Consider the following 23,243-nt stretch of genomic DNA (forward strand, 5'->3'; position numbering starts at 1 on the left):
GCCCGCGGGTCTGCGGCAAGGCGCCATGCGTCGCGACCGGCGGCATCGCGCGATGGCCGGCAAACAGGCGCTGCGGCCATTGCGTAAAGATATAATGGCCGCTTTCATTGCCCACGGTCAGCCCGAAGCGCTTTCGGCCGCATGGTTCACGCCGGCCTTCATCGGGCAGCATGCAGCGAGGCCGCCACCATGCCGTCGCGCGACGCTAAACCCGGTGCCCCATTGAATCGAGCTTCGCCTCCCCCCGTTTCGTCCCACGCGGTCACGTCACCGCGGTCCTCGGCATGTCCGGGGTTGCTGCGCATCGTCTCCGCGCGCGACGGCGGCATCTGCCGCATCAAACTGCCCGGCGGCGTGCTGAGCGCGGCGCAGGCACACGCGATCGCCGATGCGAGCACACGGCACGCGAACGGCGTCGCCGAGTTGACCAATCGCGCGAATCTGCAACTGCGCGGCGTGCGTCGCGGACACGAAGCTGCGTTGAGCGCAGCGCTGATTGGCGCGGGACTTGGACCGGCCGCCGCGAACGACCCGCACACCACCGTCCCCGCCGCGCTCAGCTACGCCGACGACGTCCGCAACGTGATGATCAGCCCCGCCGCCGGCCGCGATCCGCACGCGCTGATCGACACGACGCCGTTGTGCGCGGAACTGCTCACGCTGCTGCAAAGCGATGTGCGCTTCGCCGCGTTGTCGCCGAAATTCGCGCTGCTGCTCGACGGCGGCGAACGACTCGCGCGAATCGGTCATCCGCATGACGTGTGGCTCGCGGCGTCGGCTGACGAAGAAGGCGTGCGCTTCGTGTTCGGCCTCGCTGGGTGCCCCGGCTCGACAGGCGACAACGCGAACGCCGGCGACCATCCCGATGCCAACGGCACGGGTGCGCTCGCGGCCGCACCACCGTCGCGCGTGCCAGTGCTCGTGCGCGCGTTGCTGCACACGTTCCTCGACCTCGCCCCAGCCGACGCGACCCGCATGCGCGACCTGCTCGCCACGCACTCCGCCGATGCGCTGCTGCAGCACGCGCAACGCTACGTCGACTTCCCGCTCGCGCGCGACGCATCGCTGCGCGACTGGCAACGCCACATTCCCGCCGACGCGTCATTGCGGCTCGGCGCGCACGCACAGCGCGGCGGCGGCATGTGGCACGTCGGCGGCCAACCGCCGCTCGGCCGGATCGACGCGGCCACGCTGCGCGACGTCGCCGCGCTCGCGCAACAACACGGCAACGGCATGCTGCACGCAACGCCATGGCAAAGCGTGCTGCTGCCCGACATCGCGACCAACGCCGTGCCCGCGGTGCTCGCGAAGCTGAGCGCACTCGGCCTCGCCTGCGATCCCGCGCAGGCCATCACGCATGTGATCGCCTGCGCCGGTTCGGCCGGTTGCGCGAAGGGCCTCGCCGACACCAAGACCGACGCGCTGCAACTCGCCGAACGCTTGCCCGCCGGCGTCGACGTGCATCTGACCGGCTGCCCGCGCTCGTGCGCGGCCGCGCATCGCGCGCCGTACACGCTGCTCGCCGCCGCGCCCGGCCGCTACGACCTTTATCGACGCGACGACCATCACCCCGGATTCGGCCAATGCGTCGCGCCCCAACTGACGATCGACGAGGCCGCCGCGCTGCTTGCGCGCCTCGCCCGGAGTACTTCCCATGCTTGATTACATTCGCGACGGTCAGGAGATCTACCGCCAATCGTTCGCGACGATCCGCGCGGAGGCCGACCTCGCGCGCATCCCCGCCGACCTCGAAAAACTCGCGGTGCGCGTGATCCACGCGTGCGGCATGGTCGACGTGATCGACGACCTCGCGTTCTCCGACGGCGCCGGCAGCGCGGGCCGCCGTGCGCTCGCGCAAGGCGCGCCGATCCTCTGCGACGCGGGCATGGTCGCGCAAGGCATTACGCGCCCGCGGCTCGCCGCAAACAACGAAGTGATCTGCACGCTGACGCACCCGGATGTGCCAGCGATGGCGCGCGAGATCGGCAACACGCGCTCGGCCGCCGCGCTCGAATTGTGGCGTCCGCATCTGGCGGGCAGCGTCGTCGTGATCGGCAATGCGCCGACCGCGCTGTTTCATCTGCTCGACATGCTCGATGCCGGCGCGCCGAAGCCCGCGCTGATTCTCGGCTTTCCGGTCGGCTTCGTCGGCGCGGCGGAATCGAAAGCGGCACTCGCGCAAAACAGCCGCGGCGTCCCCTATGTAGTCGTGCATGGACGGCGCGGCGGCAGCGCGATGGCCGCCGCCGCGGTCAACGCGCTTGCGACGGAGGTCGAATAAATGACGAGCCAGCTAACGAGCCGCGGAAGGCTATACGGCATCGGCGTCGGTCCCGGTGACCCGGAATTGCTGACCTTGAAGGCGCTGCGGCTGCTTAAAGCGGCGCCGGTGGTCGCGTATTTCGTCGCGAAGGGCAAGAAGGGCAACGCGTTCGGCATCATCGAGGCGCATCTGCACGACGCGCAGCAGCATCTGCCGCTCGTCTATCCGGTCACGACCGAAGCGCTCGAACCGCCGCTGTCGTACGAAGCGATCATCGCGGACTTCTACGACACCGCCGCCGAAGTCGTCGCCGGCCATCTCGACGCGGGCCGTGACGTCGCCGTGGTCTGCGAAGGCGATCCGTTCTTCTACGGCTCGTACATGTATCTGCACGACCGGCTCGCGGCGCGCTACGACAGTGAAGTAGTGCCCGGCGTGTGCTCGATGCTCGGCGGTGCGGCGGTGCTCGGCGCGCCGCTCGTGTATCGCAATCAGAGCTTGTCGGTGCTGTCGGGCGTGTTGCCCGAAGACGAATTGCGCCGCCGTCTGGCCGATGCCGACGCGGCGGTCATCATGAAACTAGGCCGCAATTTCGACAAGGTGCGGCGCGTGCTCGACGAACTCGGACTCGCGCAGCGCGCGCTGTACGTCGAGCGCGCGACGATGCGCAATCAGCGCATCGTGCCGCTCGCGGAAGTCGATCCGATGGCGTCGCCGTATTTCTCGCTGCTGGTCGTGCCGGGGCAGAAATGGCAAGGATGAACGCGCCCGCGATCGTGATTCTCGGTACGGGCGCGCTCGCGACGGCGCGGCGGATTCAGGCGCTGTATGTCGAGCGTGGCGCGCATATCGCAGCGGGCGTTGCTCCTGATTGCCAGGTCCACGCGCTGCAAGGCCGCGTCGAGGCCGACGTCTCGTACAGCGAACTCGGCACGCATCTGCGCGAGCTGTATGCGCGCGGCACGCCGATCGTCGCGTTGTGCGCGGCCGGCATCGTAATTCGCTGCCTCGCGCCGCTGCTGTCGAACAAAGGCGCCGAGCCGCCGGTGCTCGCGCTCGCCGAGGACGGCAGCGCGGTCGTGCCGCTGCTCGGCGGCCTCGCGGGCGTCAACCTGATGGCGCGCGACATCGCCGCCGCGTTGGCGGTGCAGCCCGCGATCACGACGAGCGGTGAATTGCGTTTCGGCACCTGCGTGCTCAATCCGCCCGATGGCTATGCGCTCGCCGATCTCGGCCAGGGCAAGCGCTTCGTGTCCGATCTGCTGGCGGGCGAAAGCACGCGCATCGAAGGCGACGCGCCGTGGCTCGACGACGCGCAACTGCCGCGCTCGGAGTCGGCACGTCTCGCGATTCGCGTGACGCCGCGCGCGTGGGAGGGGCGCGAAGACGAGCTCGTGATTCATCCGCGCAGCGTGGTGGCGGCTGTCGTCGGCGACGATGCCGAGTCCGCCGATGCGATCGTCGCACGCGTGCGCGCGGCACTGAAAGGGCACGGTCTCGCGATGCTTTCGCTCGCGGCCTTGCTCGCGCCATCGACGGGCATGGCCGACCCGGCGCTTGCGCAAGCGGCACGGCTTCTCGATGTGCCGCTACGCTTCTCCGATACCAGCGCCGAACCGGGCGAATCGAGTGCCGCACGCTTGCTGCAGACCGCGCTACGTGTCCCCCACGAAACGCTGCACGACGACGCTGACCCGAACGTCGCGCTCGCTCTCTCCCCGCTCGCCATCGACCCAGTGACGCTCGGCCGTGCCCGCGGCCGCCTGACCGTGATCGGCCTCGGCCCCGGTTGCGCCGAACTGATGGTCCCGGCCGCGCGCACCGCGTTGAACGAAGCGACCGACATCCTCGGCTACGACACCTACGTGAAAATGGCCGGCCCGCTGCGCGCCGATCAACGCGTGCACGGCACCGACAATCGCGAGGAAATGCAGCGCGCGCGACACGCGTTCGAGCTCGCGAGCGAAGGCCGCTCGGTCGTGACGGTGTCGTCGGGAGACCCCGGCGTGTTCGCGATGGCGGCCGCCGTGCTCGAAGCGCTCGAAGCTTCTGGCAACGACGCATGGGCGGCCGTCGAACTATCGATCGTGCCGGGTGTATCGGCCGCGCTCGCGACCGCGGCGCAGGCCGGCGCGCCGCTCGGCCACGACTTCTGCATGCTGTCGCTGTCGGACAACCTGAAGCCGTGGACGATCATCGAAACCCGCCTGCGCCATGCGGCGCAAGCCGATCTGGTGATGGCGTTCTACAACCCGATTTCGCGCGCGCGTCCGTGGCAACTCGACAAGGCGCTCGATATCGTGCGGGAATATCGCGCGCCATCGACGCAGGTGGTGCTCGGACGCGATATCGGCCGGCCTGGCGGCACGTTGCGCACAGTGACGCTCGGCGAGCTTCGCTCGGCCGACGTGGATATGCGCACGATGGTGATCGTCGGGTCGTCGCTGACGAGAATATTCGCTTGTGGCGATAACGGCGCGCAGTGGGTGTACACGCCGCGGTGGTACGAGTAAGCGGGCCGTACCGGGTGGTGCCGGCCCGTCCCGCTCACGCCACCTTCAAATCCTGCACCGCCCGCTGCCTGACGCCCAGGTCGTCCCACAACTCCGGATGACACGTGAACACCAGAATCTGATGCCGCGTCGCCGCGTCGATCAATACGCGCTTGAGCGCGTCGCGGCGCGCCGCATCGGTGTGGACCGCGGCATCGTCGAGCATCAGCAGAGTGGGCCGGCCTGAGGCCTGCAACAGGTCCGCGTACGCGAGCCGCGTCAGGATGCCGAGCTGCTCGCGCGTGCCGAAGCTCAGCGCGTCGAGCAGTTCCGCGCGGCCGTCGCGATCGAGCATCGCCGGAATCAGATCGTCGCCGAGCGCGAGGCTCGACTGCGGAAAAATCCGCTTCAGATAATGACCGAGCCGCTCGGTCAACGGCGCGCGCAGTTGTGCCAGCGCGGCGTCGCGTTCGTCGACCAGCACCTCGTCGAGCAGACTCAGCGCGCTCGCGCGCAGGCTCAGTTCGTCCTTGCGGCGCGTGGCCTGCTCGACCTGCGCTTCGAGCGCGGCAAGCCGTTCGCCAAGGCCCGATGCGCCCATCGTTTCGAGCTGGCTACGCAGTTCCGCGATGCGCAGTTGACGCTCATGCTGCTCGTTGCGCGCCAGTTCCGCCGATGCGCGATAGCGCTTCGCCTCCGCCACGGGGTCGTCCAGACGCGCCGCATCGAGTTCGCGTTCGCGCTCGCCGCGCTGGTTCTTCAGCGCATCGACCTTCACGCGCTGCTCGACGATATGCGCCTGCCACTGCGCGCGATTGCGCCGGAACGCTTCGTCGTTCAGCTGCGCTTCTTTGCGCTGCAGTTGCGCCGTCAGCGAATCGGCCTTCGCGACGCCGGTGGATTGCGCGCCCGCCGCTTGCGCGAGCACCTTGCGCGCGGCCTCCAACGCGTCGCGCGCGATGTCGGCATTGCGGCGCGCGTCCTCGAGCGGCGGCGCCGCCGACACGTCGGGCAGACCGGCCAGGCGCTCGCTCGACGCCTGCAAGCGCGCCGCCGTCGATGCCAGCGCCGCGCGCAACGCATCGATGCCTTGCGGCGCATGGACCTCGAGTATCCTCGCCTGGCTCTTCTGTTGCGCGACCAGCGTTTTCCATTGCTCGTGACGCGCCTGCGCATCGGCCACCGACGCAACGCCGAGCGTGAGCAGCAACTGCGCGTGCTTCGCTTCGAGCGATGCCAGTTCCGACAATCGCGCGGACAGATCGGACACACCCGGAATCACGCGCAATTCGCCAAGCTCGCCGAGGCCGATGCGCTTTTCTTCATCGACACGCAGCACGCCCGTGCCGCTGATCGTCTCACCGCCGACGCGCAACTCGCCGTTCAAGCTGTATTCGATGCGCGTCATCGCCGCCTCGGTCCGCGCGCGCAGCACGGTCAACTCACCATCGAGCGCGACGAGGCGCTTGAACTGCGCGTCGTCGAGTTCGAGCGCTGCCGCGTCGCGCGCGGCCTGCAGCACCGCCATGTTTGCCTTGTCCGCCTCGCCGATCGACGCTTCGAGCCGCTGGCTCTCCGCCCGATAGAAATCGACCTGGCTGCGCAGATCGGCGGCGGTCACGGCCGCGTTCGAGAGTTCGAGCGCACGGTTCGCCTCGGCGGCTGCCTGCTCGAATTGCGCCACGCGGCTTTGCGCCTGCGCATGCGCGGTTTGCGCGGCCGCGACCTCGGCGCGCGCCGCGTCGAGTTGCTCTCGTTCGCGCGCGATGGCCGCTTCGAGTTCGAGCGCGCCCTGCTCCTGCTGCACCGACAACGCGAGCTCGGCCTCGCCGATCTTCAGCGACTGCGCGAGCCCTTCGAGACCGCGTTCGAGTTGCTCGACCGCCACGGCGCGTTGCTGCGCGAGCGCGGCCTTCTGCTCGTGAAGCTCCCACGGACGCCGGCGCTCGGCGTCGTCGAACGCCTGCTGTTGTGAGGCGAGCCGCGCGATGTTGTCGTCGAACTGCTGGCGCTGCTGTCGCAACTCGTCGCGGCTCGCGATCAGCGCGGCGAGCTTCTGCTCCGCCTCGGCGAGCGGCCCGGTGGACTTCTGCGTGCGCGCGGTCAGCAGTTGCCGCAGCTCGCGCTGCACGGCCGCGATCAGCGCGTCCTCGCCGCCCGCTTCGCGGCCGCCCGACAGTTGCGTGAGCGCGTCGCGCAGATACTGCGCCGCGTGCCCGGTCGAATCGCGCATCTCCTGCGTGCCGCCTTGCTGCACCCACAACAGACCCGGCACGCCGGCGTTCTCGGCTTTCATCGGACCGCGCGCCGCGCGCGAGAAGCCGAGCAGCGCGGCGAGCTTGTCTTCGGCTTCGTCCTCGCTATACACGGCCTGACCGATCCTCAGCTCGCAGCGCTGACGCGACACGAACTGCTTCGACAGACGGCACGCTACCCCATCGAGCTCGAAGCTGACCTCGACCGACGGCTGCCCGTTCGCGAGTCCCCACGGCAACAGGTCCTTCAGATGCGAGGCCTTGTAGCGTTCGAGGAACACCGTGCGCACCGCTTCGGCAATCGTGCTTTTGCCGGCCTCGTTCGGGCCGACGAACAGGTTGAGACCGGGCTGCAGATCGTCGATCACGAGCTGCCCGCCGAACTGCCTGAATTCCTGAATCGCGATACGTTGCAGCTTCATGCGCAGGCTCCTTCACGCGGCGCTTCAGGTTGCCGATCGCGCGCCTGCGCGGGTGGTGCGGCATGGGAATCGCGGTGCCACTGTTCGCGCTGAAAGCGCGCCAGCAGCAGCAACGCTTCCGCCGCGCGCCGCGCCTGTTGCGGATCGACCTGTGCGTCTTCCTGCAAGGCGCGCAGCCGCGCGACCACCTTCGCGAGATAGCCGCTTTGCGCGCCGAGTTCGGCGAGATCGTCGGCGGTGGGCAGCACGTGCAGGCTGCTCAGATCGGCACGCAACGCGCGCACGCACGCGCGAGCCTCTTCGACCGCGACATGCAGCGCCTCGGCATCGGCAAGCGCCGCGGTGCCGCCGACCTCGATGCGCAGCACGTCATTCGCGCCGAGTTCGGCGAGGCGGGCTTTCAGTGCGTCGATGTCGGTCGGCACCGAAATCGTCTCATCCCAGCGATGCCAGCGGTATTGCCCGACTCGCACCGCCTCGACCTGCGGCGACGCTCCCGGCTCGCTTATCGTGACGTCGAGCACGAAGCCCGGTTCGTTCGCGCGGAAACGGTCCTGTTCGTGCGTGCCCGCGTACCAGGTGCGTTCGTCGACGCGCAGATGGCCGTGCCAGTCGCCGAGCGCCAGATAGTCGAGCCGCGCGCTCACGGCGCGCGTCGGCGCGATCGGGTTCGACGAATCGATGCCCTCCTGCAGGATGCCGCCGACGCTGCCATGCGCAAGCCCCACGCGGTGATAGCCGGGCGGCGTCTCGGTGGAATCGAAGAATGCGGTGGTGTCGTCGTAGGTGATGCGCTGCGTGAGCGGCGCGCACAGCAGCGCGCAACGGCACGCATCGAGCAGCACGACGCCGGTTTGGAGCACGATGCGCACGTTCGGCGGCACGCAATTGAGCCGCTGCGCGCGGGTCCACACGCTTTCGACCAGCGCCGCGTCGTGATTGCCCGGCAGCATGATCCAGGTTCCGGAAAACGCTTGCAGTGCGCCGAACAAACGACGGATCACGGTGTCCGACACCGTCTGCAGGTCGAACACGTCGCCCGCGACGAGCACCGCGTCGACGTTGCGCGCGGCCGCTTCTTCGGCGATGCGGCGCACGGTGTCGAAGCGAGCTTGAGCGAGATGCGCGGCCTCGTCCGGTTCGAACTGACCGAACTGCGTGCCGATCTGCCAATCCGCGGTGTGCAGAAACCTGATCACTGTGCCTCCATTGCGATTGCGTTGCGCCGTCTTGCGTGAGGCTCGACGACGAGCCCAACCGCGAATGTTACCTTGCCGAAGCCCCGGCGCGTATTGCATGCGCGTATCCAGGCTGGACGCGTGCGCGGGCCGTACCGCATCATTGCAACCGAACCGGCTGCCCCGCCCACCTTTCAGCCGCCCGCCGCCCGACACGATCAACCGCGCCCGATGGACAAGACCACCGAACTGAAGAAGGCCAAGCGCACGCCCTTACTGCTGCTGCTCGCGGCCGCCTGCGTTTTCGTCGTCACCGCGTTCCTGCCGCGCGGCCTGTGGGTCGACGGCATCAAGGCCGTCGCCGAGGCCGCGATGGTCGGCGCGCTCGCCGACTGGTTCGCGGTCGCGGCGCTGTTTCGGCGCGTGCCGATTCCGGTCGTGTCCGCGCACACCGCGATCATCCCGCGCAACAAGCACAAGATCGCCGACAACCTCGCGCACTTCGTGCAGGACAAGTTTCTCGACGTGCCGTCGCTGGTCGGTCTGATCCGCCGGCACGATCCGGCGCAGACCATCACCACGTGGCTCAGCGAATCGGCCAACACCGCGCGTCTCGGCGACTACGTGGTGCGCCTCACCGGCGGCATCCTCGAGGTGGCCGACGACGCGCGCATCCAGAACTTCATCAAGGACGGCCTGCGCGACGTGCTCGCGAAGGTCGATCTGTCGCAGTCGCTCGGCGCGGTCCTCGACACGCTGACGCGCGACGGCCGTCATCAGGAACTGCTCGACACCGCGATCGATCAGGTGATCGCGGTGCTGCGCGAGGCGCCGGCGCGCGAGTTCATTGCCGCGCGCATCGTCGATTGGGTGAAAAGCGAGTATCCGACGATCGAGAAGTTTCTGCCGTCGGCGTGGATCGGCGACAAGGGAGCAGAGGCGATCGCGAGCGCCGCGAACCGTATGCTCGAACAGATCGCCGAGAACCCCACGCACGAGCTGCGCGACAGGTTCGACCGGGTCGTGCAGAAGCTGATCGTGCGGCTGAAGACCGATCCGGTTTTCCTGCAACAGGGCGAAGCGCTGAAGCGCTATCTGGTCGAAGGCGAGGCTTTCAGCAGCTACGTGAAGGACATGTGGGGCGAACTGCGCGCGCGGCTCAAGCGCGACCTGCAAAGCACCGACTCGGCACTGCATGCGCGTGTCGCCGCGATGGGCGCGTGGGTCGGTCGCGAACTCGCGCGCGATCCAGCGCTGCGGCAATCGCTGAACGATCACCTCGAAGAAGCCGCGCGCGCGATGGCGCCCGACTTCGCGCAGTTCCTCACGCGCCATATCAGCGATACCGTGAAGAACTGGGACGCCCATGAGATGTCACGCCAGGTCGAGATGAATATCGGCAAGGATCTGCAGTACATCCGCATCAATGGGACGATCGTCGGAGGATTTATCGGCTTGCTGCTGTACGTGAGCTCGCAGTTGCTGGAGATGTTGCGGGTGCATGTAGGCTGACGATTCGCGCTCATTGAGCCACCCGACACGTAGACGCGCGTGAGCCCTGCTCGCACCAAACCGCCTACAATTCGGGCATATGTCTTGCGGACGACCAGTGCTCCGCTCGGTCGTCAACGCGTCCCAACCGGAATTGTGTTTACATGAAAATATCGCTGCCGCCGCCGCATGGGCGCCCCAATCGCGTTTATCCGCCGGGCACGCCGGGCCTGCATGGCCTCGTGTCGCTGATCACCGGCGTGGTGGTGGTGTGCGCGCTGTACTTCGGCCGGGAGGTGCTGATTCCGATCACGTTGTCGGTGCTGCTGAGCTTCCTGCTCGCGCCGCTCGTGCAGATGCTGCGGCGTCTGCACATGGGCCAGTTGCCGTCCATCTTCATCGCGGTGCTGTTCGCTCTCGCGTCGCTGCTCGCGGTCGGTGCGCTGATCGGCGCGCAGCTGGTGCAGCTCGCGAACGCGCTGCCGCAGTACCAGGAAGCGATCGAGCAGAAGATCGAAACGGTGCAGGAAAAAACCGTGGGCCGCGCCGATTCGCTGATGAGCAGCGCCGCCAGCGCGCTGCAGCGCATGGCGCCGTCGCGTCCCGCGCCGCCGCGCCCCACTGGCCGCGCCGCGCGCAACGCGCCGCAGGTGCCGCAACAGGTCGAAGTACACGAGCCCGCGCCGACGCCGGTGCAGCTCGCGCAGCGCGCACTGACGCCGGCCATCGCGCCGATCGAGACGACCTTCATCGTGCTCGTCGTGACGATCTTCATCCTGTTGCAGCGCGAGGATTTGCGCGACCGTCTGATCAGCCTGTTCGGCTCCCGCGATCTGCACCGCACGACCACCGCGATCAACGACGCCGCCGGGCGCCTGTCACGCTATTTCGTCGCGCAGCTCGGCGTGAATCTGAGCGCGGGCGGCATCATCGCGATCGGGCTCGCGATCATCGGCGTACCGGGTGCGCTGCTGTTCGGCGTGATCGCCGCTTTGCTGCGCTTCGTGCCATACATCGGCATCTGGATCGCCGCGATCCTCGCGGTGTTTCTCGCGGCCGCGATCCAGCCGCAATGGACGATGGCGGTCCTCACGCTGATCCTGTTCATCGTCGTCGACGTGGTCGCCGGGCAGATCGCCGAGCCGCTGCTGTACGGTCATCGCTCGGGCCTGTCGCCGCTCGCGGTGGTGGTCGCGGCGATTTTCTGGAGCTGGCTGTGGGGGCCGATCGGCCTCGTGCTGTCGACGCCGCTCACGCTGTGCGTCGTCACGCTCGGGCGCTACGCGGACCGCTTGAACTTCCTGACCGTGCTGCTCGGCGATCAGCCCGCGCTGACGCCCGCGCAGAACTTCTATCAGCGCCTGCTCGCCGACGATCCGCACGAGGCGATCGTGCAGGCCGAACGGCTGCTGCGCGAGATGTCGCTGATCGACTACTACGACAAGGTCGCGCTCGAAGGCCTGCGGCTTGCGCGCAACGACGCGCAGCGCGGCGTGCTGATGCCCGAGCAGTTGCAGCGGATCAACGACGCGCTCGCCGATATCGTCGAGAACCTCGAAATCGCCGACGGACTGCGCGACACGCTGTCACCAGTCGAACCGGCTGACACGGGCAATGCGCTGCTTGCCGGGGCGCCGGACCTCGCGTCGCCGGGCGCGGGCGCCTCGGAGCGCTACGGCAGCGATCTGCGGTCGCGCTCGCCACAGTCGGACGAAGCGAGCAAGGTCGCAGTGTTGTGCGTGCCCGGCCGCGGCGCATTCGACGAAGTGACGACGGCCATCGCCGTGCAACTCTTGAACCGCCAGGGTTTCGCGCCGCTGATGGCGACGCACTCGGGCTATCGCAGCGCGCGCGCCGATGAGCCGAGCTTCAAGGACACCTCGATCATCTGCATCGTGTCGCTCGACGCGCCCGAGTCGCCGCCGTATCTGCGCAACATGCTGCGGCGCACGCGCGAATGGCGGCCGCGCGCGACGCTGGTGGTCGGCGTCGGCGACGCGCCGGACGACAGTGTCGAACTCGATGCGGGCGGCGAGCTGCATGCGTCGCCGACGTTCCGCGCGATGATCCAGGCGTGTCACGCGGCGACGAGTGGGCAGCCCATGCGACAGCAATCGCAGGCGGCCAGCGCGGGCTGAGACCGCGCTGGATCAACGCGTCTGCTCGCTGCTCAGCAATCGTTCGAGCGGCTCGGGCAGACCCCGATTCGGCTTGACTGGCGGCTGGGCGAAACTGCCCTTCGTCGCCTTTTTCGGACCTAACCGGATAAGGCCCTCGAGCTGCGTAATCGCACTCGATACACCATCGACCACCGGCACCGGCAATTCGTCACGTATCTCACGTGCGAGACCCGCTAGCGGCGCGCCGGCGATGATGATGACGTCGGCGCCGTCATCGTCGACGACCTGGTTGCACAGCGCCTTCAGTCTCGCTGCGTGATCCTGCTGCACGCTGCCGATATCGTGCAACGGCTCGTCGAGCGCGCGGATGCTGGCGAGCCGGCTCGCCAGATGACTGCGCTCGACAGTCTCGCGGTACCACGCCTTGATTCGCGGCGAGATCGCGATGATCGAGAAGCGCTGCCCGAGCGCTGCCGCAGTCAGCAATGCCGACTCGGTCAGCCCGACTACCGGCACGTCGAGCAGTTCCTTGATGCCCTGCAGGCCCGGATCGCCGAACGCCGCGACCACCACACCATCGTAGCTGCCATGGCGTTCGGCCGCCATGCACGCGCTCGCGTACGCGCCGACCAGCGCTTCGAAGCGGGTCTCGATGTAGGCAACGCCGAACGGCGCGGTCGCAACCTCGATCTCGGTATCAGGCGAAGCACTGCGTTGCGCCTCCGTCTGGATCAGCGCCGATACACTTTCGGAGATATTCGGATTGATCACCAGGATCTTCATACTGCTCTCCACTTCAGAGGTCGACGTACTGGGGCTTGCCAGCGGCCAGAAAGCGGCCCCGGCCCGCTTCCGGCTCGAGATAGCGCCCGCTCTCGACCAGCAGTTCGCCGCGTGACAGACAGTGCTTCGGCCAACCCTGGACGGTGCGTCCCTCGTACGGCGTGTAGTCGACGTTGTGATGCAGCGCGTCGTTCGCAATGGTGATCTGCTTGAGCGGGTCCCAAAGCACGATGTCGGCGTCGGCGCCGACGGCGATCGTCCCCTTGCGCGGATAGAGGCCGTACAGCTTCGCGGGATTCAGCGACGTCAGTTCGACGAACTTGTGCAGCGACAGCTTCCCGCGGTTCACGCCATCGAACAGTAGCGCCAGGCGGGTTTCGATGCCGGGGATGCCGTTCGGGATGTGCTCGAACGACACTTCCTCGCCACCGGGCTTTTTGCCCTGCGGATCGTCGTATGAGAACGGCGCGTGGTCGGACGAGAAGACGCTGAATACGCCGCGCTTTAATGCGCTCCACACGGCCTTCTGGCTGGACGAGTCGCGTGGCGGCGGACTGCAAACGCACCTGGCGCCGTGATAGCCGTCCTCGTGGCCGAGATCTTCGGCCGTCAGGTAAAGGTATTGCGGGCAGGTCTCGGCATAGATGTTCAGGCCGCGCTGCTGCGCCCATTCGATCTGTTCGATCGCGTCCTGTCCCGACACATGCACGATCAGAATCGGCACGTCGACCAGTTCGGAGAACGCGATCGCCCGATGCGTCGCTTCCCGCTCGACCACCGCCGGGCGCGACAGCGCGTGATACTTCGGCGCGTGCTTGCCGGCTTCGGTGAGCCGGTCGGTCAGCCACGCGATGCAATCCGAATTCTCGGCATGCACCATGACCAGCGCCTGGTTGCGGCGCGCCACATCCATCACCTCGAGGATCTCGCGGTCGCTGAGCTTGAGATCGTCGTAGGTCATATAGATCTTGAACGACGTGTAACCGGCGGCGATCAATTCCGGGAGTTCGCTTTCCAGCACCTTCGGTGTCGGATCGGAGACGATCAGGTGGAACGCGTAGTCGGTGACCGCGCGGCCTTCGGCGCGGCGATGGTAGTCGGCCACCGCGGCTTTCAGCGATTGCCCTTTTGCCTGCGCGGCGAACGGGATCACGGTCGTGGTCCCGCCGCACACGGCAGCACGGGTGCCGCTGTTGAAGTCGTCCGCCATCTTCAGCCCTTCCGGCATGGGTTGATCGAGATGGCAGTGCGCGTCGATGCCGCCGGGCAACGCCAGCAGGCCGGTGGCGTCGATCTCGCGCCTGCCGGCATCGAGATCGCGGCCCAGCGCGACGACGATGCCGTCCTTCACGCCGATATCGCAATTGAAGCGCTCGGACGCGGTTACCACGTCCGCGTTGCGGATTACCAGGTCGTACATGGTTGTCATGACGGTCCTCTCAAAGGACTTCGGAGAACAGGCGGCCCCAGCTTGCAAGCCGGGTCGTATCGTAGCCAGCCAGCTTCAACGATTTCCACACCACGGTGGAGATCGTGTCGTAGAGCGGGACACCGTGGTGCCGCTCCACTTCCGCCGCCAGATGCGCAGCGTGCAGGTTGGTGCAGAAAGTGACGATCGCTTCCGGCCGGTGCTCGGCGACATCGCGGATCTGTGCACGCAGCGTCTCTTCGCTTACCTCGGAGAACTCGAAGTTCGCCTTCAGGCCGAGGTGGTTTTCGGATGAGCAGTCGATGCCGCTGTCGCGGTAATTGGCGACGATCTTCTGCTGGACATCCTTCAGATACGGACTGACCAGGCCGAATTTCTTCACGCCGGTCTTGTCCAGAATCTCGTTCAGCGCCAGTACCGACGTGGTTGCGGGAATGCCGGTCGCTTCCTGGATTTCGCGGCACAGGCGGCGGTCGGTCTCGAAACCGAGCCAGCCGGACGAGGTGCCGTTCCATCCGATCACGTCGACCTTGGCGTCGGCCAGCAGCCGCGCGGCCTGAATGATGTTGGTGGTGTCGAACTGCCCGAGCGCCTGCCCGGATAGCGAGATTTCGGTGACCTTGAAGCGGGAAAAATGGGCACTGACACCGGGCAACTGGGCCACCATCGCGCTCGTGATCGGTTCGAGCGCGGTGTTGGACGACGGTGTAAGCATGCCGAGCATGACGCGTTTGCTCATGATGAAGTCAGCAATCAAGTGTTAAGGGTGAAAAAAGTCCGGCTTAGACGGGCAATTTGCGTTCGTAGTCGATCAGCGTCGAACAGACGAGGAGCCCTCCGCCTGCTGCGGCGAAAAACATCAACGCCAGAAAATACGAACCGGTGGCCTGCACGATCAGGCCGACGATGATCGGAACCAGAACGCCGCCGATATTGCCGCCCAGGTTCATGAAGCCGCCGAGAAAGCCGACCTTGTCGCGTGTCCCGAGGATGGACGGCAGGCACCAGTAAAGACCGCACCAGCGCAGGAAGAACAACGTGGAGGCCAGCAACACCACCACCGTCGCGGCATTCCCGACATAGGCGACCGAGAAGATCGACACGGTTGCCGCCACCGCGGCGATTCCGAACAGCGTGCGCATCACGCGGTTGGGCGAACCGCCCGCCGCCTTCCACTTGTCGGCGATCCAGCCGCCGATCAGTTCGCCGACGAAGCCGCTGAAGAAGATCGCGAAACTGGCTCCGCCCATCTGCTGGATATTGAAGCCGTGAACCTTGTTCAGATAGTTCGGCATCCAGGTGAGCAAGCCGTAAAACAGCGAGTTGAAGCACATCCAGCCAAAGAACATGCCCCACACCGAGCGATACCGGAAAAAATCCAGGCTGCGGCCGCTGGCATGAACCGGCTCGCTGAGGTGCTCTTCCTGCAGTGCCGCTTCGAGATACTCGGCTTCGGCCTGATTCACGGCCGGATGCTCACGCGGGTTGTTGCGGATGTAGTACCAGGCAAACAGGCCGGCGAGCATGGTTCCGATACCGGCCACCACGAAGGAAGTGCGCCACGATCCGAATTCGCTGATCAGCCCGGAGATGATCACCGCGCCGAGTGCCGCTCCCAGCGGCGCGCCGCCGTCGAGCAGCGTCGCCCCGCGGCCGCGTTCGTGCCGCGTCATCCACATTGCGTTGAGCTTGCCGCCCGCCGGATAGATCGGTGCTTCGGCAGCGCCCAGCCCCAGCCGCGTGAAGATCAGCGCGGTCGCCGACGTGCAGACCGCGGCAATGCCCTGGAAGAAGCCCCAGAACAACGTCGCACAGGCGATCACGATGCGCGGTTTGAAACGGTCAGCCAGCATGCCCCCTGGAATCTGCATGAACGCGTAGGTCCAGAAGAACGAACTGAGGATCAGTCCCTGCACTGCCGGGGCGATATGAAACTCCTTGGCGATGAGGGGCATCGCGACGGACAGCGAGGCCCGGTCCACATAGTTGATCGAAATCAGCATCAGCATGATCAGGAAGATTTTCCAGCGTACGCCGGTCCTGACCTCGGCCTGCACGGCCGCATTTACGGTTTGCATCTGTGTCTCCTCCGTTCGCCTGATCATGGCTTTGGGGTCTCATGTCTGTGTCCAGGGATCGCTCCGGGACCAGTGCGCTGCATGCGCAAGCGCAGTATATGATGCCTAATTATGGATTACAAGCGCTGTATTTATTTGATTTCAATACTTTTTTTATTTTCTGTAGATAGTCGGCCGAAGCTGTAAGACAATTAAGCGAAGACCGAAGATGCAAAAACGGAAACAGGCGACATGGACATGAATTCACTACCGGCTGATACACGCAAGCGCGTCAGCCTGCGCGGCACGGGTATGTACGCGGCAATCGCCGAGCGGTTGCGCGAGATGATTCTCGAAGGTGAATTGGCGCCCGGCGAGCATATCGACGAGAAAGCGCTGTGCGAGCGGTTCGACATCTCGAGAACGCCGGTACGCGAGGCGCTCAAAACGCTCGTGACCGAGGGGTATGTGACCCACCGGCAGCACATGGGCTTTCAGGTCGCACCGATCAACAAGGCCGAGATTGCCGCCATCTTCGAAGTGCTGCATGGACTGGAGGAAACGGCCGGACGGCTCGCGGCGCAGCGCATCGACGACAAGCAGATGAAGGTGCTGATGGAGCGCCATCGCACCATGGAGACGTACCACCGCGAAGGCAAGCGTACGGCCTACTACCGCGCGAACCAGAAAGTGCATCAGCACATCGTCGACGTCGCCGGCAATCCGGTGTTATCTGACATGTACGCATCGTTGATGAGCAAGATTCACCGCGCGAGAGGTGCGGCTAATGCCGATGTGCTGCGTTGGGCCGAGTCCCTCGGCGAACACAGTGAAATACTGGACGCGCTATCCAGACGCGATGGAGCATGCCTCGCCCGCTTACTGCGCGAGCATTCGGAACACACCGCCGCGGAAGTGATGAAAGTGCTCGAAACCGCAAAAGGGAACGAGTAGTGAAGGTCTGTGAAACCCGCATTGGCTTGAACGCCGTGGGTGCAGACATTGGACGTGGGCACCGCCTCACGGTGACCGCCGTCGACGTGCAGAATTTCTCCCGTGATGAACGGTGCGGAATCAAGGAAGAGAATCGCGTCGGCGATATCGCTCATCTCGCCCATGCGTCCCAGCGGGTGAAAGGCGCCCAGCGCCTGATGGGTTTCCGGCGCGTGCATCGGTGACTTGATGATCCCCGGCGCGACGGCATTCACGCGAATCCCTTGGCTCGCGTACTCGATCGCCAGCGACTTCGTGACAGCGTTCAGACCGCCCTTCGTCAGGGCCGCGAGTGTCGAATACACGCCACTGATCGCAGCGTCGACAGCGCTGGACGTGACGCTAACCACGTGGCCGCTCGAATACCTTTCCATTTCGGCGATCGCGAGTTGCGGTTTCGCATAAACCTGACATCACCCCTTTTTGGATTGCGCCAGCCACTGGTCCAGACTCACGCGGCCAATCCGCGCATCGCCGAGCGGCACCAGCGACTGTTCCTCGACGCGGCCGCCGAAGTAGCGTGCATCCTGATCCGCCACAACCGCGCGCGGGTCGCCGACAGACTTCAAATAACGGCTGACGATCGCGGCAAACGGTTCACGGTCCGGGCCCGCGATATCCACGGTGCCGTTCAGTGGCGTGGCTAGAGCGACCTGCGCGAGGATCGCTGCGACGTCATCCGCGGCTATCGGCTGGAAGAGTCCGTCCCCAACGCGCACCGTCCCGCCTTCGGTGCCGGCATCGGCAATCGCGCCGATGAATTCCATGAACTGGGTCGCGCGCACGATCGTGTAGGGCACACCCGCTGCTTCAATTGCCTCTTCCTGCGCGACCTTGGCAACGAAATAGGCGTTTTCCGGCGTGCGCTCGCAGCCGACGATCGAAAGCGCGACGTGATGGCGTACCCCTGCCGCCACTTCGGCTTTGCCGAGGTTGCGCGTCGAGGCGCGGAAAAAGTCGAGCACCGCCTGAGGCTCCCAGGAAGGCGCGTTCGCCACATCCACTACGACGTCCGCGCCCGCGAGCGCGTTGCTCAGCCCTTCGCCCGTTACCGCGTTCACACCGGTACGCGGCGACGCAGCAATTGCCTCGTGACCCGCCTCGCCGAGCAGCTTGACGACGCGCGAGCCGATCAGCCCGGAACCACCGATTACGACGATTTTCATGGGACATCCTCCAGATATGAGTCAGTTGGCACGGGCAGACGGCTGGCGGCTGTTTCATCGAGGGAAAGCGCTCGCCGCCGTCGCATCGTGTGAGGCTATTGTGGGAAGATCATGAACCATCGAATAGTGCCAAGAATTGTCGAATGGACCAGGACATCCTGATTCTGGTCCACTTGCTGGCCAGACAGTCATGACCGTGCCGCCTACTGCATTCACCGTCGATATCGATCGGCAACTCGAGTTACCGATCTACCAGCAGATCTGCGCGCGCTTCAGAACCGCGATCGCCGCAGGGCATCTGCGTTCGGGCGATCGTGTGCCCGCGCTGCGCAGCCTCGCTACGCAACTGAACACGGCGCGCGGAACGGTTGAACTGGCCTATACGATCCTCGTCGACGAAGGTTATCTGCAGATGCGCGGTGCGGCTGGCACGTTCGTGTCGCCCTCTCTGCCAGCTACCGTGACGCGCACGCGTACGCAAAGCGCAAAAGATTCGAACGGCAAGCCAAGCGCTAAAACGGCTACCGCACCTCGGACGCCGGGCGAATCCCACGGCGCGCAACCGGCGCCGCGCCAGCTTGCCATTGCGGCCGCCATGAGCGGCGAGCCCCGGCCGTTGCAACCCGGCCTGCCCGCGCTCGACGCATTTCCGGTCAAGGTTTGGAATCGCCTCGTTTCGCATCGCGCACGCAGCGGCGAGCGCGCAATGCTCGCGTACCCGGACCCTGCCGGCTACCGGCCGCTGCGCGAGCACATCGCCACGTATCTTGGGCTGTCGCGCGGCGTGACCTGCCTGCCGGACCAGGTGTTCGTGACGGGCGGCTACCGTGCGACGCTCGAACTCGTATTGCGCAGTCTCGCCCGCCCGAACGACAGCGTGTGGTACGAAGATCCGGGCTATCTGCTCGCGCGCGGTTTTCTCGCCGAAACCGGCGTAAAGCTCATCGCAGTGCCGGTGGACGATGAAGGCATCGACGTGGAACACGGCACACGGCTGGATGCGCAGGCGCGCTTCGCGCTGGTCACGCCGTCGCATCAGAGCCCGCTCGGGCACACGTTATCGCTCTCCCGGCGCATCGCGTTGCTGGACTGGGCAGAGCAAGCGTCCAGCTGGATCGTCGAAGACGACTACGACAGCGAGTTCCGCTATCTGGGCCGGCCGTTGCCGGCATTGAAGAGCCTCGACCGTCACGATCACGTGATCTATTGCGGCACCTTCAGCAAGGTGATGTTTCCCGGCCTGCGGCTCGCGTATGCGGTGGTGCCGGAGCGGGCCGTCGAGCGTGTCGGGCGGGTGGCACGCAGCATGAACGCCGGATCGCCAACCCTGTTGCAGGCCGCTTTGGCCGACTTTCTCGAACGGGGGCATTTCGCGCGACATCTGAAGCGCATGCGTGCGCTATACGCGGAGCGGCGCGTGTTGATCGTGCGCGCGCTGGAGCAGGCGTTCGGCGAAAGGCTGATCGTCAAATTGCCGCCAGGGGGAATCCAGTTCGCCGCACAGTTCGCCGAGGGCCCTGATGGCCCGGTCGACGACGTCGCGTTTGCGGCGCGCGCCCGCGAAGCCGGCTTGGCCGTACTGCCGCTTTCGATCTGGTACGCGAATGGCCGCACAGCTCGCACGCCGCGTGGCCTGGTGATGGGCTTCGCAAACATCGCCAATGCAGCCGAAGCGGGCCGCCTCGCGCGGACCTTGCGCGCGTGTCTGGACCGCTGACGACGGGCGAAGGTTCGGGTCTTTACCAGTCGTCACACGTCGCGCCGTCGTACCCAAAATGAGGACAGCCGCGCACGCACGCTGCCGCATACTGCACCGATAACGCAAGCAAACTGGAGACACGCATGACCCGTCCGTTCAAGCCCTATCCGTTCGCGCCGCGCCGTTATCCGGCCGCACTGCCGCCGCTCGTCGACGGACGCGATCCACAAACGCGCGCCGTCGCGATCGTCGGCGGCGGTCCCGTCGGCATGACGCTCGCGCTTGCGCTCGCGCGCCAGGGCGTGCGCTCGGTGCTGATCGAGGCCGACGACAGCGTCTGCACCGGCAGCCGCGCGATCTGCATCTCGCGACGCAGCCTCGAAATCTTCAAGCGGCTCGGCGTCGTCGATGGGTTTCTGCAAAAGGGGCTGGCGTGGACCGGCGGGCGCAGCTTCTATCGCGACACCGAGGTGTTCCGCTTCGCGATGCATCAGGACGACGAGCAGTCGCTGCCGCCGATGATCAATATCGCGCAGTATCAGATCGAACAGCTGCTGCTCGACCAGATCGAACGGCACGGCGATCTGATCGACGTGCGTTGGCAAACGCGTGTGACGGGCCTCGTGCAACGGCCGCAAGGCGGCGCGACGTTGACGCTGCGCAGCGCCGAATCTGCCGATTCGAAAGGCACGAGCTGGCAGATGGACGCCGCGTGGGTCGTCGCCTGCGACGGCGGACGCAGCACGATCCGCGACCTGCTCGGGCTGAAGCTCACCGGCACGACCTACGAAGGCCGCTACGTGATCGTCGATATCGAACTCGACAGCACGCGCGCGACCGAACGTCTCGCTTATTTCGATCCGCCGTCGAATCGGGGCTCGACGGTGCTGGTGCACAAGCAGCCCGACAACGTGTGGCGCATCGACTATCAGTTGCGCGACGACGAAGACCCCGACGCCGCCGTGCTGCCCGAGAACGTGATGCCGCGCGTGCAAAACCTGCTCGACTCGATGGGCGAAACCGGCGCGTGGTCGCCGATCTGGATCACGATCTACAAGGCCAATGCGCTAACGCTCGAACGCTACCGGCACGGCAGCGTGCTGTTCGCGGGCGACGCCGCGCATCTGGTGCCGATCTTCGGCGTGCGCGGCGCGAACTCCGGCATCGACGACGCCGACAATCTCGGCTGGAAGCTCGGCTGCGTGATCAATGGGAACGCTTCGCCAGCGCTGCTCGATAGCTATAGCGACGAACGTGTGTATGCGGCGCGCGAGAATCTCAGCTACGGCATGAAAAGCACCGAATTCATGGCGCCGCCGACCTTCGCGTTCGATCTGCTGCGCACGGCCGTGCTCGGACTCGCCGAGCATCATGCGGCGGTGCGGCCGCTGATCAATCCGCGCCAGACGCATGCGATCGCGTACCGGCAATCGCCGCTGAACTTCGCGGGCGACACGGCCGATGCATTCGATCGCGGTCCCGCGCCCGGCACCGTGCTGCCCGAGTGCAGGCTGCTCAAACAATCGCAGGATGGCGCACGGATCGGCATTCATCTAACCGACCTGCTCGGGCCGTGCTTCACCGCGCTGCGCTTCGACGCAGACCACACGAACGACGCTGAGTCGTGGCAGCAACTGCAAAGCACGCTAGCCAGCCAGGGCATTCCGTTCAACCTGATCGACATCGTCACCGCCGAAGCGCGATCGACGAACGGTCCTCGAGCGATCGACCCGACCGGCCGCCTGCACGACATGCTCGGCGCACAGCCCGGCACTGTCTATCTGATCCGCCCCGACGGCCACGTGCTGGCGCGCTGGCGCAAAGGCAGCCCGGCCGCCGTGCGGCACGCGCTCGATGCCACGCTGACGCCGCAGAACTAACGCGCAAGGACCCTCGACACCATGACCGATTCCGATCTCGACCTCGTCTATACGACGCTGTGCAACACGCTGACCCACGAAGGCGAAGCGCAGGCGTCGCTTTATCTGGCGCGCCTCGCGCTGTTGTGTCTGACCGAACTCGACGACCCGCGGCGGGCGTTGTCGTTGATCGAAGCGGCGAAACTGCCGGCCGCCGCCGCGGCCTAGCGTCGGAAAAAGAAACCGCCTCCCCGGAGGCGGTGGCGAGCCGATTATTTTTCCGCGAGCCGATGACTGCCGCCGTGCGGCTCAATGCGATAGCGCTGGCGAATCTCCTTCAAATGATCGAGATCGCCGGGATGCTTGCCGTCGGGAAAATCGACTTCGGCGATGCTGTGGCCAGCGCTCGCCTTGAGCATTCCACGCTTTTGGCCGCCGCTGGCCAGCACGGCGATCGCTTTGATATTGCCTTGCTGATCGTATTCGATATGGACCTTCATGGGGGACTCCTCGTCATGTTCGATGGAATTGAGCGAATGCACAGCGGCCAGGTTCAAATTGCGTCGGTCCATGCAATGAAGAGTCCGTAGGAAGCAAAGTCGGTTGCGCTCGTGTTATGCACCTCCAGCAGCGCGACACGATTGCCCTCGGCATCGCAATCGTTGGAAAGGTTGCGGACTTCGATGTTCTTGTCCCACGGCAGTCCCGACAGGGGGATGGCTGCCGCCCACAGGATTTCGCCGTAGTTCATCGGACCCACCCACCAGAACGCGGAGTCGCCCGCATTCAGATCGACTCCGCTGCCGACCAATTGGCCATTTACATTGATACCCATCGCTGTCTCCCAGTTGCAAACGGCCACAGCGACGCGTAATTGCCCGTGTGCCCGTGGCGGTCGTTACACCGCTGACTAGAGGACGGCAACGTTGGATGTGTTTTGAACGAAGTCCGGTATTCCGCGAGTGCCAAAAAAAAACCGCGCGATCAACGCGCGGCTTTTCTTCCTTCCCAGACCCGAAGGCGCTACGACGACAAC

At 65.8% G+C, this 23,243-nt stretch carries 19 protein-coding genes and 1 pseudogene; 10 read left to right on the top strand and 10 right to left on the bottom strand.

Annotated features, from left to right (window positions below):
* The first annotated feature begins 189 nt into the window (after positions 1–189).
* The 4 genes from cobG to cobJ are packed head-to-tail and all read left to right on the top strand — an operon-like array spanning position 190 to position 4,776.
* A complete protein-coding gene (gene cobG / locus ACLFKU_RS12485) occupies positions 190–1,662 on the top strand; it encodes a precorrin-3B synthase (RefSeq protein WP_410849286.1) in 1,473 nt (490 codons plus the stop codon).
* On the top strand, positions 1,655–2,281 hold the full coding sequence (locus ACLFKU_RS12490; protein WP_410849287.1) for a precorrin-8X methylmutase: 627 nt from the start codon (positions 1,655–1,657) through the stop codon (positions 2,279–2,281). The genes cobG and ACLFKU_RS12490 overlap by 8 nt, the downstream gene beginning before the upstream one ends.
* Positions 2,282–3,025: a precorrin-2 C(20)-methyltransferase gene (locus tag ACLFKU_RS12495; RefSeq protein ID WP_368583669.1), complete on the top strand. Its 744-nt coding sequence runs from the start codon at positions 2,282–2,284 to the stop codon at positions 3,023–3,025.
* The gene (gene cobJ / locus ACLFKU_RS12500; protein ID WP_410849361.1) at positions 3,022–4,776 is read left to right on the top strand and encodes a precorrin-3B C(17)-methyltransferase; all 1,755 of its coding nucleotides are present in this window, start codon (positions 3,022–3,024) and stop codon (positions 4,774–4,776) included. The genes ACLFKU_RS12495 and cobJ overlap by 4 nt, the downstream gene beginning before the upstream one ends.
* A 34-nt stretch (positions 4,777–4,810) precedes the next feature.
* Here cobJ and ACLFKU_RS12505 read toward each other — a convergent pair whose 3' ends face one another.
* Positions 4,811–7,432 (bottom strand): AAA family ATPase, encoded by a 2,622-nt coding sequence (locus ACLFKU_RS12505; protein ID WP_410849288.1) that lies wholly within the window; start codon positions 7,430–7,432, stop codon positions 4,811–4,813.
* The gene (locus tag ACLFKU_RS12510; protein ID WP_410849289.1) at positions 7,429–8,631 is read right to left on the bottom strand and encodes a metallophosphoesterase family protein; all 1,203 of its coding nucleotides are present in this window, start codon (positions 8,629–8,631) and stop codon (positions 7,429–7,431) included. Before ACLFKU_RS12510 ends, ACLFKU_RS12505 begins: the two co-directional genes overlap by 4 nt.
* Before the next feature lie 210 nt (positions 8,632–8,841).
* Between ACLFKU_RS12510 and ACLFKU_RS12515 the strand changes: the two genes are divergently transcribed.
* A complete protein-coding gene (locus ACLFKU_RS12515) occupies positions 8,842–10,122 on the top strand; it encodes a DUF445 domain-containing protein (RefSeq protein ID WP_410849290.1) in 1,281 nt (426 codons plus the stop codon).
* A 143-nt stretch (positions 10,123–10,265) separates the two neighbouring features.
* Positions 10,266–12,239, top strand: a complete 1,974-nt coding sequence (locus ACLFKU_RS12520; RefSeq protein ID WP_410849291.1) for an AI-2E family transporter — start codon at positions 10,266–10,268, stop codon at positions 12,237–12,239.
* 12 nt (positions 12,240–12,251) lie between these two features.
* Here the strand turns inward: ACLFKU_RS12520 and ACLFKU_RS12525 are convergent, their stop codons facing one another.
* From ACLFKU_RS12525 to ACLFKU_RS12540, 4 genes are read right to left on the bottom strand one after another with little or no spacing between them, the layout of a single operon-like run.
* Positions 12,252–13,004 carry an aspartate/glutamate racemase family protein gene (locus ACLFKU_RS12525; RefSeq protein WP_410849292.1) on the bottom strand — a complete coding sequence of 251 codons (753 nt, stop codon included), beginning with the start codon at positions 13,002–13,004 and terminating at the stop codon, positions 12,252–12,254.
* A gap of 13 nt (positions 13,005–13,017) precedes the next feature.
* Positions 13,018–14,433 carry a dihydropyrimidinase gene (gene hydA / locus ACLFKU_RS12530; RefSeq protein WP_410849293.1) on the bottom strand — a complete coding sequence of 472 codons (1,416 nt, stop codon included), beginning with the start codon at positions 14,431–14,433 and terminating at the stop codon, positions 13,018–13,020.
* Between the two features lie 10 nt (positions 14,434–14,443).
* Complete coding sequence (locus ACLFKU_RS12535; protein WP_410849294.1) at positions 14,444–15,172, bottom strand: aspartate/glutamate racemase family protein; 729 nt, start codon at positions 15,170–15,172, stop codon at positions 14,444–14,446.
* A gap of 43 nt (positions 15,173–15,215) precedes the next feature.
* Entirely contained in the window at positions 15,216–16,511 is a 1,296-nt protein-coding gene (locus tag ACLFKU_RS12540) for an MFS transporter (RefSeq protein WP_410849295.1), read from the bottom strand.
* A gap of 231 nt (positions 16,512–16,742) precedes the next feature.
* Between ACLFKU_RS12540 and ACLFKU_RS12545 the strand changes: the two genes are divergently transcribed.
* On the top strand, positions 16,743–17,444 hold the full coding sequence (locus tag ACLFKU_RS12545) for a GntR family transcriptional regulator (RefSeq protein ID WP_410842466.1): 702 nt from the start codon (positions 16,743–16,745) through the stop codon (positions 17,442–17,444).
* Between the two features lie 74 nt (positions 17,445–17,518).
* Here the strand turns inward: ACLFKU_RS12545 and ACLFKU_RS12550 are convergent.
* A pseudogene (locus ACLFKU_RS12550) lies at positions 17,519–17,875 on the bottom strand (SDR family NAD(P)-dependent oxidoreductase); the annotation flags it as partial.
* A gap of 21 nt (positions 17,876–17,896) precedes the next feature.
* Positions 17,897–18,649 carry an SDR family oxidoreductase gene (locus ACLFKU_RS12555; RefSeq protein ID WP_410849296.1) on the bottom strand — a complete coding sequence of 251 codons (753 nt, stop codon included), beginning with the start codon at positions 18,647–18,649 and terminating at the stop codon, positions 17,897–17,899.
* Positions 18,650–18,839: 190 nt separating this feature from the next.
* Here ACLFKU_RS12555 and ACLFKU_RS12560 point away from each other — a divergent pair, with 190 nt between their 5' ends.
* The 3 genes from ACLFKU_RS12560 (at position 18,840) to ACLFKU_RS12570 (ending at position 22,435) form a co-directional block, all read left to right on the top strand.
* The gene (locus ACLFKU_RS12560; protein WP_410849297.1) at positions 18,840–20,366 is read left to right on the top strand and encodes a PLP-dependent aminotransferase family protein; all 1,527 of its coding nucleotides are present in this window, start codon (positions 18,840–18,842) and stop codon (positions 20,364–20,366) included.
* A 125-nt stretch (positions 20,367–20,491) separates the two neighbouring features.
* Positions 20,492–22,228: an FAD-dependent oxidoreductase gene (locus tag ACLFKU_RS12565; protein WP_410849298.1), complete on the top strand. Its 1,737-nt coding sequence runs from the start codon at positions 20,492–20,494 to the stop codon at positions 22,226–22,228.
* A 21-nt stretch (positions 22,229–22,249) separates the two neighbouring features.
* Positions 22,250–22,435 carry a hypothetical protein gene (locus tag ACLFKU_RS12570; protein ID WP_368583801.1) on the top strand — a complete coding sequence of 62 codons (186 nt, stop codon included), beginning with the start codon at positions 22,250–22,252 and terminating at the stop codon, positions 22,433–22,435.
* A 44-nt stretch (positions 22,436–22,479) separates the two neighbouring features.
* Here ACLFKU_RS12570 and ACLFKU_RS12575 read toward each other — a convergent pair whose 3' ends face one another.
* Positions 22,480–22,779: a hypothetical protein gene (locus ACLFKU_RS12575; RefSeq protein ID WP_368583800.1), complete on the bottom strand. Its 300-nt coding sequence runs from the start codon at positions 22,777–22,779 to the stop codon at positions 22,480–22,482.
* Positions 22,761–23,042 carry a hypothetical protein gene (locus ACLFKU_RS12580; RefSeq protein ID WP_410849299.1) on the bottom strand — a complete coding sequence of 94 codons (282 nt, stop codon included), beginning with the start codon at positions 23,040–23,042 and terminating at the stop codon, positions 22,761–22,763. The genes ACLFKU_RS12575 and ACLFKU_RS12580 overlap by 19 nt, the downstream gene beginning before the upstream one ends.
* Between the last annotated feature and the right edge of the window lie 201 nt (positions 23,043–23,243).

The organism is Paraburkholderia sp. EG304, assembly GCF_046543485.1.
Classification (GTDB): Bacteria; Pseudomonadota; Gammaproteobacteria; order Burkholderiales; family Burkholderiaceae; genus Paraburkholderia; species Paraburkholderia youngii.

Bases quoted from the DNA above. Each gene is read 5' to 3' on its own strand.
- ACLFKU_RS12570 (WP_368583801.1), top strand. From the start codon at position 22,250: ATGACCGATTCCGATCTCGACCTCGTCTATACGACGCTGTGCAACACG.
- ACLFKU_RS12495 (WP_368583669.1), top strand. From the start codon at position 2,282: ATGACGAGCCAGCTAACGAGCCGCGGAAGGCTATACGGCATCGGCGTC.
- ACLFKU_RS12555 (WP_410849296.1), bottom strand. From the start codon at position 18,649: ATGAAAATCGTCGTAATCGGTGGTTCCGGGCTGATCGGCTCGCGCGTC.
- ACLFKU_RS12565 (WP_410849298.1), top strand. From the start codon at position 20,492: ATGACCCGTCCGTTCAAGCCCTATCCGTTCGCGCCGCGCCGTTATCCG.
- ACLFKU_RS12575 (WP_368583800.1), bottom strand. From the start codon at position 22,779: ATGGACCGACGCAATTTGAACCTGGCCGCTGTGCATTCGCTCAATTCC.
- cobJ (WP_410849361.1), top strand. From the start codon at position 3,022: ATGAACGCGCCCGCGATCGTGATTCTCGGTACGGGCGCGCTCGCGACG.
- ACLFKU_RS12535 (WP_410849294.1), bottom strand. From the start codon at position 15,172: ATGAGCAAACGCGTCATGCTCGGCATGCTTACACCGTCGTCCAACACC.
- ACLFKU_RS12515 (WP_410849290.1), top strand. From the start codon at position 8,842: ATGGACAAGACCACCGAACTGAAGAAGGCCAAGCGCACGCCCTTACTG.
- hydA (WP_410849293.1), bottom strand. From the start codon at position 14,433: ATGACAACCATGTACGACCTGGTAATCCGCAACGCGGACGTGGTAACC.
- ACLFKU_RS12520 (WP_410849291.1), top strand. From the start codon at position 10,266: ATGAAAATATCGCTGCCGCCGCCGCATGGGCGCCCCAATCGCGTTTAT.
- ACLFKU_RS12560 (WP_410849297.1), top strand. From the start codon at position 18,840: ATGACCGTGCCGCCTACTGCATTCACCGTCGATATCGATCGGCAACTC.
- ACLFKU_RS12490 (WP_410849287.1), top strand. From the start codon at position 1,655: ATGCTTGATTACATTCGCGACGGTCAGGAGATCTACCGCCAATCGTTC.
- ACLFKU_RS12545 (WP_410842466.1), top strand. From the start codon at position 16,743: ATGGACATGAATTCACTACCGGCTGATACACGCAAGCGCGTCAGCCTG.
- ACLFKU_RS12505 (WP_410849288.1), bottom strand. From the start codon at position 7,432: ATGAAGCTGCAACGTATCGCGATTCAGGAATTCAGGCAGTTCGGCGGG.
- ACLFKU_RS12540 (WP_410849295.1), bottom strand. From the start codon at position 16,511: ATGCAAACCGTAAATGCGGCCGTGCAGGCCGAGGTCAGGACCGGCGTA.
- cobG (WP_410849286.1), top strand. From the start codon at position 190: ATGCCGTCGCGCGACGCTAAACCCGGTGCCCCATTGAATCGAGCTTCG.
- ACLFKU_RS12525 (WP_410849292.1), bottom strand. From the start codon at position 13,004: ATGAAGATCCTGGTGATCAATCCGAATATCTCCGAAAGTGTATCGGCG.
- ACLFKU_RS12580 (WP_410849299.1), bottom strand. From the start codon at position 23,042: ATGGGTATCAATGTAAATGGCCAATTGGTCGGCAGCGGAGTCGATCTG.